The organism is Actinoplanes sp. NPDC023714 (genome assembly GCF_040639855.1).
In the GTDB taxonomy this organism is placed as follows: Bacteria; Actinomycetota; Actinomycetes; order Mycobacteriales; family Micromonosporaceae; genus Actinoplanes.
Map to the genome: position 1 here is coordinate 1 of NZ_JBFAAR010000001.1, position 15,558 is coordinate 15,558.

General features: G+C 71.3%; 6 protein-coding genes, 1 pseudogene and 1 riboswitch. Of the genes and pseudogenes, 2 read left to right on the plus strand and 5 right to left on the minus strand.

Translation table 11 applies throughout. The features are described 5' to 3' along the window. Positions 1–536: 536 nt before the first annotated feature. Positions 537–729 (minus strand): annotated as a pseudogene (locus AB0G10_RS00005) (IS21 family transposase); the annotation flags it as partial. A 489-nt stretch (positions 730–1,218) separates the two neighbouring features. After that, positions 1,219–1,357: riboswitch (SAM riboswitch) on the plus strand. Positions 1,358–1,367: 10 nt separating this feature from the next. Between AB0G10_RS00005 and thrC the strand changes: the two are divergent. Then, entirely contained in the window at positions 1,368–2,651 is a 1,284-nt protein-coding gene (gene thrC / locus AB0G10_RS00010) for a threonine synthase (RefSeq protein WP_360914043.1), read from the plus strand. 222 nt (positions 2,652–2,873) lie between these two features. On the opposite strand, the gene AB0G10_RS00015 is transcribed toward thrC, so the two are convergent. Together AB0G10_RS00015 and AB0G10_RS00020 are read right to left on the minus strand one after the other, a co-directional pair. Beyond that, positions 2,874–3,314 (minus strand): hypothetical protein, encoded by a 441-nt coding sequence (locus AB0G10_RS00015; protein ID WP_360914046.1) that lies wholly within the window; start codon positions 3,312–3,314, stop codon positions 2,874–2,876. Further along, positions 3,314–3,826 (minus strand): GNAT family N-acetyltransferase, encoded by a 513-nt coding sequence (locus tag AB0G10_RS00020; protein WP_360914048.1) that lies wholly within the window; start codon positions 3,824–3,826, stop codon positions 3,314–3,316. Before AB0G10_RS00020 ends, AB0G10_RS00015 begins: the two co-directional genes overlap by 1 nt. A 364-nt stretch (positions 3,827–4,190) precedes the next feature. On the opposite strand from AB0G10_RS00020, the gene groL reads away from it, so the two are divergent. Then, positions 4,191–5,813, plus strand: coding sequence for a chaperonin GroEL (groL, locus tag AB0G10_RS00025; protein ID WP_360914051.1), 1,623 nt, complete (start codon positions 4,191–4,193; stop codon positions 5,811–5,813). A 278-nt stretch (positions 5,814–6,091) separates the two neighbouring features. On the opposite strand, the gene AB0G10_RS00030 is transcribed toward groL, so the two are convergent. Further along, a complete protein-coding gene (locus tag AB0G10_RS00030; RefSeq protein WP_360914054.1) occupies positions 6,092–10,831 on the minus strand; it encodes an Ig-like domain-containing protein in 4,740 nt (1,579 codons plus the stop codon). Between the two features lie 75 nt (positions 10,832–10,906). Then, entirely contained in the window at positions 10,907–15,547 is a 4,641-nt protein-coding gene (locus AB0G10_RS00035; protein ID WP_360914057.1) for an Ig-like domain-containing protein, read from the minus strand. Positions 15,548–15,558 lie beyond the last annotated feature (11 nt).

Genomic DNA, 15,558 nt, shown 5'->3' on the forward strand with positions numbered 1-15,558 from the left:
AACACCCCCTACAACCCGGCCGAACACCGCGCCCTGCAAAACCTACTCAACCAAACCCAACCCGCCGGTTGACACAGGGCACTCACGCCGAGGGCCCACCCCGGTCCGCTGGCCGCTACGCGTCCATCCCGCGCCCGCGGGCCGGGCGTCCTGAGTGAGTGGTTGCGCCCTCCTCCTGTCAGTCCCCACCACCGCAGGACTGTCTGGCCGCCCGTACCCGGCAGCAGCAGTCCCGGGCCGCACGCCGGCGCTGCGCCCGTTTTGTCGCTCTCCCGCGCGGCCGGTCTGTCCGGCTGTACGCCGCGGTTGTATGGACGCCCGTTTTGTCGCTCTCCCGCACAGCCGGTCTGTCCGGCTGTACGCCGCGGTTGTATGGACGCCCGTTTTGTCGCTCTCCCGTGCAGCCGGTGTGTCGGGCTGCACGCTATGGCTGGGTGGGCGTCCGTTTTGCCGCTCTCCCGCACAGCCGGGTGTTCGGCTGTCAACGACCGTGTGACCTTCCCCAGCTGACGGCCGGCGGATCTCCCGCCGGCGGTCACGGACACGTCGGCGACGTGCTCGAGGGTGATCGTCTTCTCGTCGTAGGTCAGGGCATGAGCCGGAACGCCGCCCGGGCGCCGCAGGTTCGCGTCGAGGCAGGCCGCGATCGTCGGCAGGGTCTTGTCGAAGACCGGGATCGCGACCCGCGAACCGTGACCAGGCCGGCCATGCGCACCACAACGACCTGCGGGCCGACCCGAAGCCGACCGGCATCCGCTCATGATCAGCGGGGCAGTGTCCGGCCGTCCCCCGGGAAGGGCATGACCATCAGCGGGCCGCTATCCGGCCGCCAGTGGCGGGAGTGGCGGGCTGATATTCGGCTGCACGTCACGGTTGTGTAGGCGCCCGTTTTGCCGCTTTCTTGTGCAGCCAGAGTGTCGGGCTGTACGTCATGGCTGTGTGGGCGCCCGTTTTGTCGCTCTTCTGTGCAGCCTGGCGGTGGGGGAATTGCTTGGGGTGGGGACTGATAGGAGGAGGGCGCAACCACTCACTCCGGTCGCCCGGCTCGCGGGCGCGGGATGGACGCGCAGCGGCCAGCGCCCCGGGCCGGGCCCTCGGCGTGAGCGACGGTCTGTGCCACCCACCCCGCTGCGACATCTTGAGAGTAGTCGCTCACACCTCGGGAACTCGGTGTGGTGATCGCGGTGTCTCGTCGTAAGCTTCGGGAAACAACTGAATACCTCATCCAGAGGGGCAGAGGGAACGGCCCGATGAAGCCCCGGCAACCACCGCGCGTGTCTCGATGACGAGGCCTTTGTCCGCGGCAGGTGCTAATTCCGTCCTCGTTACGGCAGGTCGCCGCGGGGAAAGATGAGAGGAAGGCCTCGATGACGTCTACCGTCAGCGCACCCAGCAGCACCACCACGTCGCCCGCTCGCGGGCTCGTCTGCCGCGCCTGTGGTGCCGAATACCCGCTCGCCGCGCAGCACGCCTGTTACGAGTGTTTCGGCCCGCTCGAGGTCGCATACGACGAGGCGGCGCTCGCGCGGGTGACCCGGGCCGAGATCGAGGCGGGTCCGCAGAACATCTGGCGCTACGCGGCGCTGCTGCCGGCCGGGCAGGACCCGGCCACCCGGGTGACCCTCGACCCCGGCCTGACCCCGCTCGTGAGCGCGCCGGCCCTGGCCGCCGCGGTCGGCCTGACCGCGCCGCTCTGGGTGAAGGACGACTCGCAGAACCCGACCCACTCGTTCAAGGACCGGGTCGTCTCGGTGGCGCTCACCGCGGCGAAGGAGCTCGGCTTCAACCGCTTCTCCTGTGCCTCCACCGGCAACCTGGCGAACTCGGTCGCCGCGCACGCGGCCCGCGCCGGCGTGCCGAGCATCGTCTTCATCCCCTCCGACCTGGAGCAGGGCAAGGTCGTCACGACTGCCGTCTACGGCGGTGACCTGGTCGCGATCGAGGGCTCCTACGACGACGTGAACCGGCTCTGCAGCGAGCTGGTCGAGACCGACGAGTTCGAGGACACCGCGTTCGTCAACGTGAACGTCCGGCCGTTCTACGCCGAGGGCTCCAAGACCCTGGGGTACGAGGTGGCCGAGCAGCTGGGCTGGCGCATCCCGGCGCAGGTCGTCATCCCGATGGCGTCCGGCGAGCTGCTCACCAAGATCGACAAGGCGTTCACCGAGCTCGTCGAGATCGGACTGGTCGAAGCGCCGGAGGGCGGCTGGACCGTCTTCGGCGCGCAGTCGGCCGGGTGCAACCCGATCGCGACGGCGCTGCACGCGGACACCGACGTGATCACCCCGGTGAAGCCGACCGGCATCGCGAAGTCGCTGAACATCGGCGACCCGGCGGCCGGGCCGTACGCGATCGAGGCCGTGAAGCGGACCGGCGGCTGGATGGACTACGCCGACGACGACGAGATCCGCGCGGGCATCCGCCTGCTCGCCGAGACCACCGGCGTCTTCGCCGAGACGGCCGGCGGCACCACCGTGGCCGTGCTGAAGAAGCTGGTCGAGAGCGGCAGGCTGGACCCGGCGAAGGAGACCGTCGTCTACAACACGGGTGAGGGTCTGAAGACTCTGGACGCGATCTCCGGCCAGGTTGGACCGACCCACACGATCAAGCCGTCGCTCAAGGGCGCGCGCGAGGCCGGCCTGCTCGGATAACTCTCCGTGACCGGTTCTCTGCCGGTTGTCGAGAAATACCCCTCCTGAGGACTTGCGATCCGATCTCCGGATGGGCAGGATGCTCTCTGCGGGAGGACGCGACGCCGTACGAGGCCCCTCACCTGGACATTGGCGACAATCTCCGAGGGACCCAACGATCCAGCGCTGACCCATATGGCTTCGTGCCGGAGGCGCTGTGCGTCCGTCCTCCCGACCAAATCCTCACGCTCTCCGCAGCAGGCGCTGCACCCACGGCCTCAGGGGCAGGACCTCGGGATAGTTCCCGTCACCCAGTCCGGCCCTCTTTTCAAAGAAATTGCGGACACCGTACGACTTCGTCAGCGTGATCGACCAGCCGCAGGCGATCCAGTACGCGGGCCAGAAGAGCGGGCCGAGCACGGCGTACTGGCTCGCGTGGTGGCTCTCGTGCTTGAGCAGCCGGGCCCGGCGCTCGTCCAGCAGCCACTCCGCGGTCCGCTTCGTGATGATCACCGAGCCGACCGTGAAGCAGGACGCCGGCGGCTTGGCGAAGCGGTAGCCCTCGGCGATGTAGATGCCGTCCGGGCCCTTCGTGAGCCGCGCACCGGTCGCCTTCGCGATGAGCAGGCCCGCCGCCGTGGTGCCGTTCACGGCGGTGAGGATCGAGCGGGTCCGCGGCTTCATCAGATCCGCCGGCGCATCTGCAGCTCGGTCAGCTGCGGGACGGTCGGGTGCGGCAGGCGCACCCCGGTGTCCGCGAACCCCAGCTTCTCGTACGCCCGGACGGCCCGCCCGTTGCCGACCACCACCTCCAGCATCAGCTCGTCCCGGCCGGCCGCGAGGGACCAGTCGGCCACCGCGTCGACGAGCCGGGCGAGGACCTTGCCGCCCCGGTGCGCCGGAGTCAGGTAGACCGCGAAGACGACGGTGCAGCCCGGCTCGTCCGGCAGCACCGTCCCGCCGGCGTGCCCGATCAGGGGATTCCCGCCGTCAACCGGCCCGGCGATGAACTGGGCCGTCTCGTTGCCGGTCGACGACTGCCGGATCCGTTGCCGGTAGCTCTCGTGCGGCCGGGCCGCCGCCTGCGCCAGGGTCTCCAGGAACGCGAGCGGGCTGTCGGCCAGCATCTCCAGGCGCAGCGCACGCATCCGGCCCGCATCCTCTGGTGTGACCCGGCGTACGGTCCAGTTCTCCATGACGTCCTCACTACAGCCCTCCGGGCGGTCCGGCAACCCTGACCAGCGCTTTCAAGATCCTTACGAGAATGCCGGGCCCGTTCGAGGGTTTCGCGGGAAGATGGGGTTTCTTGCACTCGCCACCGGGGAGTGCTAAACAAGTGATTGGCACTCGCGGCTAGTGAGTGCCAGCAGGTCGGGACGGTGGGGTTCCGGTCGCCGCGCTGCCATCGGCGCTGCGACACGAAACCGGTCGTCGCGGGCTATCCGGCTCGGCCTGAGGACGTCACATCGCCAGGTGGTGACGTCCACAGACGTTCCTCAACGTGCGGAGAGCGGGGCCGACGAGGCCCGGCACCGCGGATGTCCGGGAGGACAACGCCGTATGGCCAAGATCATCGCATTCGACGAGGAGGCTCGTCGGGGCCTCGAGCGCGGCATGAACCAGCTTGCCGACGCCGTCAAGGTGACGCTCGGCCCCAAGGGCCGCAACGTCGTCCTCGAGAAGAAGTGGGGCGCCCCCACGATCACCAACGATGGTGTATCCATCGCCAAGGAGATCGAGCTCGAGGACTCGTACGAGAAGATCGGCGCCGAGCTGGTCAAGGAGGTCGCGAAGAAGACGGACGACGTCGCCGGTGACGGCACGACGACCGCGACCGTCCTCGCCCAGGCGCTGGTCCGCGAGGGCCTCCGCAACGTCGCCGCCGGTGCCAACCCGATGGCGCTGAAGCGGGGCATCGAGGCTGCTGTCGCCAGCGTCTCCGAGGGCCTGCAGCAGCTCGCCAAGGACGTGGAGACCAAGGAGCAGATCGCCTCCACCGCCTCCATCTCCGCCGGTGACTCCACGGTCGGCGAGATCATCGCCGAGGCCATGGACAAGGTCGGCAAGGAAGGCGTCATCACCGTCGAGGAGAGCAACACCTTCGGCCTCGAGCTCGAGCTCACCGAGGGTATGCGCTTCGACAAGGGCTACATCTCGGCGTACTTCATGACCGACGCCGAGCGCATGGAGGCCGTCTTCGACGACCCCTACATCCTCATCGCGAACTCCAAGATCTCCGCGGTCAAGGACCTGCTGCCCGTCCTCGAGAAGGTCATGCAGTCCGGCAAGCCGCTGATCATCATCGCCGAGGACGTCGAGGGCGAGGCCCTGGCCACCCTCGTCGTCAACAAGGTCCGTGGCACCTTCAAGTCGGTCGCCGTCAAGGCCCCCGGCTTCGGTGACCGCCGCAAGGCCATGCTGGAGGACATCGCCATCCTGACCGGTGGCGCCGTCATCAGCGAAGAGGTCGGCCTCAAGCTCGACGCCGCCGACCTGACCCTGCTGGGCCAGGCCCGCAAGGTCGTCATCACCAAGGACGAGACCACCATCGTCGACGGTGCCGGCAACGCCGAGCAGATCCAGGGCCGGGTCAACCAGATCCGCGCCGAGATCGAGCGCTCGGACTCCGACTACGACCGTGAGAAGCTGCAGGAGCGCCTGGCCAAGCTGGCCGGCGGCGTTGCGGTCATCAAGGTCGGCGCGGCCACCGAGGTCGAGCTGAAGGAGCGCAAGCACCGCATCGAGGACGCCGTTCGCAACGCGAAGGCGGCCGTCGAGGAGGGCATCGTCCCCGGTGGTGGCGTCGCGCTGGTCCAGGCCGGCAAGACCGCGTTCGACAAGCTGGACCTGGCCGGCGACGAGGCGACCGGTGCGCAGATCGTCAAGGTCGCGCTCGACGCCCCGCTGCGTCAGATCGCCGTGAACGCCGGCCTCGAGGGCGGCGTCGTGGTGGAGAAGGTCCGCAACATCGAGGCGGGTCACGGCCTGAACGCCGCGACCGGCGAGTACGTCGACCTGCTGGCCGCGGGCATCATCGACCCGGCCAAGGTCACCCGCTCGGCGCTGCAGAACGCCGCGTCGATCGCCGCGCTGTTCCTCACCACCGAGGCCGTCGTGGCCGACAAGCCCGAGAAGAACCCGGCTCCGGCCGGCGCCCCGGGCGGCGGTGACATGGACTTCTGAGTCCAGTCGTAAAAAGGGCGGTCCGCTTCGGCGGGCCGCCCTTTTCGCGTCCGGCCCTGGTTCTCTGCTGCCGCTGCCGCTGCCCCCCTGCCCGATCTTGTGACTCTCTGCAGGACCGTTCCCGCAGGAAGTCACAAGATCGGGCGAAGCGGGGGCGGGGCGGGGCAGGGCGGGTGAGGCCCGATCTTGTGATTCTGTGCAGGACCGGGTCCGCAGAGAGTCACAAGATCGGGCGAGGGGCGAGGGGCGAGGGGCGAGGGGCGAGGGGTGGGTGGGGGTTAGGCCTTGTGGCGGCCTGGGCGGTGGCGGCCTGGGGTGGTGGCGCTGTGGAGGGTTGCCGTGTAGAGGACGCCTCCTAGGAGCAGGATCGCCACTCCGGTATTGAGGACCGAGGAGATGTCGGCGCCGGTTCGGGCCAGGTGGTCGCTCACCGTGACGGTCACTGTGGCGGTGGCGGTTCCTCCGTGGCCGTCGCCGACCGTGTAGGTGAAGGTGTCGGTTCCGGTGAAGCCGTCGTCCGGGGCGTAGGTGACGTGGCCGTTGCCGTCGATCACGGCGGTGCCGTGGCCGGCCTTGCCTACGCGCACCAGGGTGAGGTGGTCGGCGTCGGGATCGCTGTCGTCGGCGGCCGGCTCGATCGAGATGGGTTTGCCGGCCGAGGTGGCGTAGCGGTCGTTCGTGGCTGTCGGCGGGCGGTTGGCGCCGGCCACCGTCACCGTGATGGTGCCGTGCAGCACGGTGCCGGAGGCGTCGACGGCGTCGTAGGTGAACGTGTCGGTGCCCCGGAAACCGGCCTTCGGCGTGTAGGTGACGGTGCCGTCGCTGTTCAGCCGGGCGGTGCCGTTCTCCGGCGTACCGATGGATTTGATCTTGATCTGGTGGCCGCTCCTGTCGGTGCTCGGCATCGTGATGAGGAGCGGCTTGCCCGGCTCGCCGCGGACGGCCTTGTCCGGGGCGGCGGGCAGCACCGGCGCGGGCGTCACGGTGACCGTGACCGTCGACGTGACGGAGTGGCCGGCCGCGTCCTTCACGGTGTAGCTGAAGGCGTCCCTGCCGGTGAACCCGGTTTTCGGCGTGTAGCGGACCCGGCCGCCGACCACCCGGGCCGTGCCGTGCGCCGGCTTCCCGGCCGAGACGACGGTGAGCGCGCCGCCCTCCGGATCGGTGTCGTTGGCGGTGACGTCGATGTCGACGGCCTTGCCCGAGGTGGTGGAGGCGGTGTCCGGCGACGCCGACGGCAGCTCGTCGATCACCACGGTCACTGTCGCCTCGTCGGTCTCGCCGCGGTCGTCGGTGATCACGTAGGTGAACGTGTCGGTGCCGGTCGCCCCCTTCTCCGGGGTGTAGACCACCGTGCCGCCGGTCAGCCGGACCGTGCCCTTGCCGGCCCGGCCCACCGAGACCACGGTCAGCGTCTGGCCGGTGTTCGGGTCGATGTCGTTCGCCAGCACCGGCAGGGTGGTCGCCCGGCCCGGCTCGACCGGGAACCGGTCGTCGACGGCGATCGGCGGGGCGTTGTGCACCGTCACGGTGACCGTGGTGGTGTCGGAGAGCCCGGCCGGGTCGACCACGGTGTACGTGAACGCGTCGATGCCGACGAACCCGGGCGCCGGGGTGTAGACGAGCGTCCCGGCGGCGGTGCGGACCACCGTGCCGTGGGCCGGGGCGGTGGTCGCCGAGACGCTCAGGGCGTCGCCGTTCGGGTCGGTGTCGTTGTCCAGGACCGGGATGGTCACGGCGGTGGCCGAGTCGGTGGCGACCGAGTCGGCGCGGGCCACCGGCGCCACGTTCAGCACGGTGATCGTGGCCGTCGCGCCGGCGCTGCCGCCCCTGCCGTCGCTGACCGTGTAGTGGAACGAGTCGGGGCCGTGGTAGCCGGCCGCCGGCGTGTAGACGACCCGGCCGCCGACCACCCTCGCCGTGCCGTGCGCCGGCGGGGTGTCGACGGTGACGGTGAGCGGGTCGTCGTTCGGGTCGGTGTCGTTGGCCCGTACGTCGATCGTCACGGGCGCGTTCGAGGTGGCCGTGACCGTGTCGTCGCGGGCGACCGGCACCCCGTTCGCGACGGTCACCGTGATCCGGGCGGTCGCGGTCCCGCCCCGGCCGTCGGCGAGCGTGTAGTCGAACTGGTCGACGCCGGAGAACCTCATGTTCGGGGTGTAGGTGACCGTGCCGTCGGCGTTGCGGACCACCGAGCCGTTGCCGGCCGCCGTGGTCGACAGCACGCTGCGCGGATCGCCGTTCGGGTCGCTGGAGCCGGCCACCGCGTCCACCGTCACCGGGGTGCCGTACGCCGTGGTCGCGGTCTTGTCCACGGCGACCGGCGGCGCGTTCGCGACGGTGACCACCACCTGCGCGGTCGCGGTGCCGCCGTTGCCGTCCGAGACGGTGTACGAGAACGTCGCGTCGCCGGAGAACCCGGCCGGCGCGGTGTACCGGACCCCGGTGCCGTCGATCACGACCGTGCCGGTGCCGCCCGCCGGCTGGGTCACCGACAGCACCGAGAGGGTGTCGCCGTCCGGATCGGTGTCGTTGGCGAGCACCGGCACGGTCACGGTGCCGAGGTATCCGGTGACGCCGGTGTCGTCGGCCGCGACCGGGACGGTGTTGCCCACGTCGACCCGGACGTTGCCGGTCGCGGTGCCGCCGTTGCCGTCCGAGATCGTGTACGTGAACACGGCCGCGCCCTGGTACGACGAGGACGGCGGGGTGTAGTTCACGTCGTCTCCGCTGATCGTGACCGTGCCGGTGCCGGGCGCCGGCTGGGTCACCGAGAGCAGCGTGCGGGTGTCGCCGTTCGCGTCGGTGTCGTTGGCGAGCACCGGGACCGTGACCGGCCGGCCGCGCGCCGTGGCGATCTGGTCGTCGACGGCGGCCGGCGGGGTGTTCCCGGTGGTCACCGTGACGGTGGCGGTGCCGGTGCCGAGCTGCGGGTCGGTGAGCGTGTACGTGAAGGTGTCCGTCCCGCGCCAGCCCGGTTCCGGGGTGTAGGTGACCGTCTGGTCGGCGTTGACAACGGTCCACCCGTGCAGCGGCGCGGTGGTCACCGACACGGTGAGGGTGTTCGTGGCGTCGTCCGGGTCGGTGTCGTTGGCGCGTACCGGGATGGTGACCGGGGTGCCGCCGTCCGCGCCGGCGGTCTCCGGCTGGGGCTGCGGCGCGGCGTTCACCCGCAGGTCCGCGGTGGCGGTGTTGTCGGCCGGGGCCGGGTCGGCGCCGATCCCGGAGACGGTGAGGGTGGCGGTGGCCGTGGTGGCCGCGCTGCCGTCCGCCACGGCCGGCACGGTCACCGTGCCGGTGGATCCGCTCGCCAGCGCGCCGAGCGTGCAGGTGATCCGCTGCCCGGACGCCGAGCAGCCGGCCGGCTGGGTGACCGACGGGGTGACCCCGGCCGGCAGGTCCAGCACGGCGGTCGGCTCGGGTTCCATGTTCGGGCCGCGGTTGGTGACGCCGATCGTGTAGTTGACCGGGTTCGACGCGACGGCCCGCTGCACGACGGACGGCGACACGGTGACGGCGGCTCGCAGGTCGGTGTCCGGCTGCCGGACGGTCCGGGTGTCCGCGTCACCGATCCCGGTGAGCACGAGCGGGCTCGTGCTGCCCTGGTAGCTGGTGTTCGGCACGTTGACGATGTCGGCGCCCGGCCGGGTGCTGTCGTTCACCCGGACCCGGTAGGTGACGTACGTGCTCTGCCCGTAGGCGAGGGTGCCGAGACCGAACGTCACCTTCCCGCCCGCGTACGGGGAGTCGTCGCTCGCCACGCCGGCGACCGCGATCGAGCCGGGTACGAAGGTCGTCCCGGTCGGGATGGCGTCGATCAGCGTGGAGTTGCCCGCCGTGTCGGTGCCGTCGTTGCGGACCAGGATCCGGTACTCGATCTCGTCGCCGGGCAGCACGTCCCCGCCGTTCATGTCGGTCGGGGTGATCACGGTGACCAGTTTCGGGGCGTACAGGGTGGTGGTGAACGTGACGACGCCCGGATAGAACGTCTCGCCGCCGGCGTTCGTGGTCAGGGTCAGCGAGGCCGAGGTGGCGCCGTTGGCGAGCCTGCCGTTCGCGTTGTACTGGTCGATGTCGACGCCCATGAGGTTCGACCAGGCCGGGTCGCGCCCGGCGACCGCGGTGTCGGCCTCGCTGACGGTGCTGTTGAAGAAGTTGTTCGCCGGGTTCAGCGTGTCGCCCATCGCGTTCGTGTCGAGCTTGAGGGTGTCGCCGGTCTTGCCCAGGTCGCCCTCGTAGACCACGGTGCCGATGTCGGTGTCCACGGCGCCGCTCTGCCGGGTCTGGAAGCCGGCGATGTCGATGGTCAGCGACGTGGAGGCACTGCTGACCACGCCGAAGCCGTCGTAGATCCGCAGGCTGCGCATCGGCTGGCCGTCGTCGTGGTAGGCGATCGCCAGCGCCCAGCCGGCGTACCTGTCCCGCCCGGTGCCGGACTGGATGTTCGCCACCTCGTAGGTGCCGCTGCGCCCGCCGGAGACCAGCGATGTCACGTCGGCGACGGCCTGGTACGCCGTCAGCGACGTGGGCGCGTAGATCCGATCCCGGGTGATCGTGGTCCAGCCGCCCCCGGCCGGCGTCCGGAACAGCACCTTGCCCTTGTCGGCGGGGGTGGTGGCCGCCGTCCCGTTGGTGCCCGCCTTGGTGTCGGCGCTCCAGTACAGGGCGGCGTAGAGCACCGTGCTGCCGGCCGGCAGGGTGACCGTCGCGGCGCTGTGGTTGAAGGTGACCGGGTCGCTGTCGGTGTTGTTGTGCGCCATGTCGTAGCCGTTGTTGTTCAGCGACTCGTTCTGGCCGGTCGTCGCGCTCCCACCCTGGCCCGCGGTGCAGCCGGTCGCGGCCGCCGGGCAGCGCAGGTTGGCGTTGCCGCGCAACATGACCGCACCGTTGGCGTTGATCCCGAACTGCTGCACGAACGGATCGGTGATCGCGGCGCTGGCCTCCCTGGTCGTCACGGCCACACCGGTCAGGGCCAGGAGCGCGACAGCCGTCAGAAAAGCCGCGAAACGGTACGTCACCAGTCGGAGGTTATGGGCCCGGAGGTGCCGGGGTGACCGCTCTCAGGTGCGGATCGGTTGCAAATCCGGAGCGTCTCAGGAGCGGCTTCGCGGCCGGAAGGCGAGGTAGAGACCCGCACCGGCCAGCACGACCGCCGCGCCGAACCGGGCCACGGCGGCCGCGCCCGTGCCGGTGGCCGGTAGGGGCGAACCCTCCGCGGGGCCCGGCGACTGCTCGTCGCCCACCCTGATGACGACGGTCGCCCGGGCCACGTTCCCGTTGGCGTCCACCACCGTGTAGGTGAAGGTGTCGGTGCCGGTGAACCCCGGATCGGGCGTGTAGGTCACCGTCCCGTCGGCGTTGAGGACGGCCGTGCCGTGCTGTGGCGTGCCGACCGCGGTCACGGTGACCGGGCGGCCCTGGTGATCGGTGCGGGGCAGCGGGACCGCGACGCGCTCGCCGGGCTTGGTGATCGCGGCCCGGTCCGGGACGACGGGCGGGGCGGCGCTGCGGGTGGGCGAGACCGTGGGCGAAAGAGTGGGCGAAAGGGTGGGCGAGGCCGTCGCAGAAAAGGTGGGCGAGACCGTGGGCGAGGCCGTCGGAGAGGCCGGGCGCGAGGGCGTGGGCGAGACGGTGGGCGAGGCCGGAGCCGGGGGAGTGGTGACCGCCGGCGGCGGTGGGACCACGATCGGCGGGACGGGCGCCACCAGCACGGATATCGAGCCGGTCGCGGTGTTTCCGGCGCTGTCACGGACGACGTACGCGAAAAGCTCGGTCCCGGCGAAGGACGGATGCGGCGCATAGCGGACGGTCCCGGGGCCGTCGATCGCCGCGGCGCCGTGCGCGGGCGTGGACACCGAGACCACGGTCAGGGCGTCCGACTCCGGATCGGTGTCGTTAGCGGTCACCGGGATCGTCACGGCCGTCGCCGAGGCCGTCGAGGCCGCGTCGGGGGCGGCCACCGGCGGGCCGTTGATCGTGATGGTCACCAGGCCGTCGTCGGTCCGCCCCAGATCGTCGGTGACCTGGTAGGCGAAGGTGTCCTGCCCGGTGCTGCCGGGCGCCGAACGGTAGGTGAGCGTCCCGTCGGTGCGCAGCACCACGGCGCCCTTGCCGGCCGCGCCGGCCGACGCCACGGACAGCGCCTGCCCGGTGTTCGGGTCGTGGTCGTTCGCCAGCACGTCCAGCACGGTCGTGACCTGCGGATGCGCCACGAAGAAGTCGTCGGCGGCGATCGGTGCGGCGTTCCGTACGGTGATGGTGACGACCGCCGAGCCGGTCAGCCGCTCCGGATCCTCGACGGTGTATCCGAGGGTGTCGGTGCCGTAGAAGCCGGCCGCCGGGGTGTACGTGAGCGTGTCGTCGGCGTTCCGGACCACCGTGCCGTGCGCCGCCGCCGTCGTCCCGGCCAGGGTGACCGCGTCGCCGTTCGGGTCGTCGTCGTTGGCGAGCGGATCGACCGTGACGGCCGTGTCCGTGTCGGTGCTGATCGCATCGGCGCGGGCTGTCGGCGCCGAGTTCACGACGCCGATCGTCACGGTGGCCGTGGACGAGCCGAGGCCGTCGCTGAGCGTGTAGCCGAAGGAGTCGGCGCCGCGGTAGCCCGCCCCGGGCGTGTAGGTGATCGCGTTGCCGGGACCGATCACGGCCGTGCCGTGAGCCGGCGATCCGGTGACGGTCAGTGTCAGCGGGTCGCCGTTCGGGTCGCCGTCGTCGTTCGCCATCACGTCGATGACCCGCGGGATGCCGGCCTGCACGGTGATCGCGTCGGCGCGGGCCACCGGCAGGCCGTTCGCCACGGTCACCGTCACCCGGCCGGTGTCCGAGCCGCCGTGCCCGTCGTCGACCGTGTAGTCGAAGTGGTCCGTACCCGAGAAGGCGGTGTCCGGGGTGTAGCGGATCGTGCCGTCGGGCCGGACCACGGTGGAGCCGTGCGCCGGGTTCGTCGCGCCGCTCACCCGCAGCGTGTCCGCCGGGACGTTGGCGTCGGTCGCGTGGCTCAGCACGTCCACGTCGTCGCTCTGCCCGTAGGCGAGGCCGACGGCGAGGTCGGCCGCGACCGGCGGGTCGTTCAGCACGGTCACCGTGACGGTCGCGGACGAGGTGAGCCCGCCGCTGTCGCGCATCGTGTACGAGAACGTGACAGTCCCGGAGAACCCGGCCGGCGGCTGGTAGCGGACCAGGCCGCCGACGACGGTGGCGGGCGGGTCCACCGCGTCGACGGCCTTGGTGTCGATCAGGTTCGGATCGGTGTCGTTGGCGAGCACGTCGATCAGCGCGGTGGTCTGGAACGGGGTCGTGTAGGCGTCGTCGGCCGCCGTGGGCGCGGCGTTCTCCACGTTCACGTGGACGGTGCCGGTCGCCTGGCCGCCACGGCTGTCCTGGATCGTGTAGGTGAAGTCCGCCCGGCCGCTGAACGACGGATCCGGCGTGTAGAAGAGCAGCGGGCCGAGCTGGGTTACGGTCCCGGCGCCGGACTGCGGTTGACCGAAACCGATCACCGTGAGCAGGTCGTTGTTCGGGTCCGTGTCGTTGGCGAGCACCGCGACGGACACCGCCGTGGCCGGCGGGGCGTTGCGCTCGTCGTCGTTCGCGATCGGCGGGGCGTTCGCCGTGGTCACGGTGACCGTGGCGATGTCGGTCCCGCCGTACGCGTCGCCCGCCTCGTAGGTGAACGTGTCGACGCCGGCCCAGCCCGGTACCGGCGTGTAGGTGATCGTGTCGTCCGCCTCGACGACGGCGGCGCCGTGTGCCGGCATCGCGACGATCGCCGTGGTGCCGGCGCCGGTGTCGTTGGCCAGCACGTCGATCGACACCGGGCTCGCATGCGTCGTGGTCGCGCTGTCGTCGGCGGCGACCGGCGGCGTGCTGACCACCAGCGCCACGGTGGCCGTGTCGTCACCCGCCGCGGCGTCCCGGCCGCTGCCCTCCGCGGTCAGCGAGGCGGAGGCGGAGGACGCCGTGGAGACGTCCGCGACGGCCGGGATCGTGACGCTGGCCAGGTGGCCGGGGAGCAGCGGGCCGAGCGCGCAGGTGATCACCTGTCCGGCCGGCGTGCACCCGGCGGGCAGCGTGCCGGCGGTCAGCCCGGCCGGCAGGGTGAGCTCGGCGACGGCGGCCGGCTCCAGGTCCGGTCCGGCGTTGCGGACGATCCCGGTCCAGACCACGTTCTCCGGCAGGTCCGCGCGCCGGACGTACGGGGGCGCCACGGTCAGCGTGGCGGACAGGTTCGCTTCCGGCTGGAGGACCGGGGTGGCCGAGGCCGCGCCGGCCGAGGCGACGGCCACGCTCGTGGTGCGGCCGGTGTAGCCGACGTTCACCAGGTTGGCGACGGCGTGCCCGGCCGGGACGCCGGCGTCCACCCGGACCCGGAACGTGACGTAGGTGGTGCCCTGGTACGGGATGCTGCCGAGCCGGAACACGGCGGTGCCGGCGCCCGTCTCGCCGCCGTCGCCGTCGGCCGCGTCGGTGACCGGCACGCCCTCGATGCGCAGGGAGGAGGGGACGTACGTGGTCCAGACCGGGATCGGGTCGGTGAGCGTGACCCCGTCGGCGATGTCCCGGCCGTCGTTGCGGACCGCGATCCGGTACTCGATCTCGTCGCCCGGCACGAGCGCGCCGCCGTTCACGTCGGTCGCGGTCATCGTGGTGACGATCTTGGGGGCGTACAGGTCGATCGCGATGGTGATGACGCCCGGGTAGTAGGTCTCGCCGTTCGTGGTCATCGTGAGGGTCGCGCTGGTCGCGGCGTTGCCGAGCACCCCGGAGGCGTCGAACCGGTCGATGTCGACGCCGAACAGATTCCGGTGGTTCGGGGTGCGGCCGCCGACGATCGACCCGCCCTCGCTGACCGTGCTGTTGAAGGCGTTGGCCGCCGGGTTCGCCGCGTCGCTCAGCGTCTGGCCGTTCAGCTTGAGGGCGTCGCCGGTCTTGCCCAGGTCACCCTCGTACGCGACGGCGCCCACCTCGGCGCGCACGGTCCCGCTGTGCGGCGTCTCGAAGCCGGTCACCGGGATCGACACGCTGCCCGAGGCGATCGAGCCGAACCCGTCGTAGACCCGCAGGCTGCGCATGTCCTCGGCGGGGTTCGCGTAGGCGATCACCAGGGTCCAGCCGGCGTACCGGTCGGCGCCCCGCCCGGACTGGATGTTCGCCACCGAGTAGACGCCGTTGCCGGCCCCGGCGACCAGGGCGGTCACGTCGGCGAAGCCCTGGTACGGCCCGGAGGCGCTGATCGTGTAGACGCTGGTCGCGGTGATCGGGTTCCACGTGGAACCGGCCGGCGTACGGAAGAGGACCTTGTTCTTGTCCGCCGGGGCCGGCGCGGCCGCCCCGAGCAGGGAGCCCACCGCGCTGCCGGCGCTCGGATCGGCGCCCCAGTAGAGCCCGGCGAAGAGCACCGTGCTGCCGGCCGGCATGCCGATCGCCGCGGTGCTGTCGTTGAAGGTGGCCGGGTCGCCGTCCGCGTCGGTGAAGGCCATCGGATAGCCGTTGTCGTTCAGCTCCTCGCCGGTCGTCGAGCCCACACCGTTGCGGGCGTTCGCACAGGTCGGCGTGAGGAGGGTGACCGGGCAGGTGAGGTTCGCGTTGCCGCGCAGCAGGATCGCGCCGTTCGCGTTCACGTCGAACCGGGTGGTGAACGGCGACGTGATGGCGGCCGCCACCCGGGCCGGCGGCACCGTCGTCAGCATCACGGCCAGGACGAGCAACAGGATCCCGGCGCAGCGTCCCCGCACGCACCCACGCT

Bases quoted from the DNA above. Each gene is read 5' to 3' on its own strand.
- thrC (WP_360914043.1), top strand. From the start codon at position 1,368: ATGACGTCTACCGTCAGCGCACCCAGCAGCACCACCACGTCGCCCGCT.
- AB0G10_RS00015 (WP_360914046.1), bottom strand. From the start codon at position 3,314: ATGAAGCCGCGGACCCGCTCGATCCTCACCGCCGTGAACGGCACCACG.
- AB0G10_RS00020 (WP_360914048.1), bottom strand. From the start codon at position 3,826: ATGGAGAACTGGACCGTACGCCGGGTCACACCAGAGGATGCGGGCCGG.
- groL (WP_360914051.1), top strand. From the start codon at position 4,191: ATGGCCAAGATCATCGCATTCGACGAGGAGGCTCGTCGGGGCCTCGAG.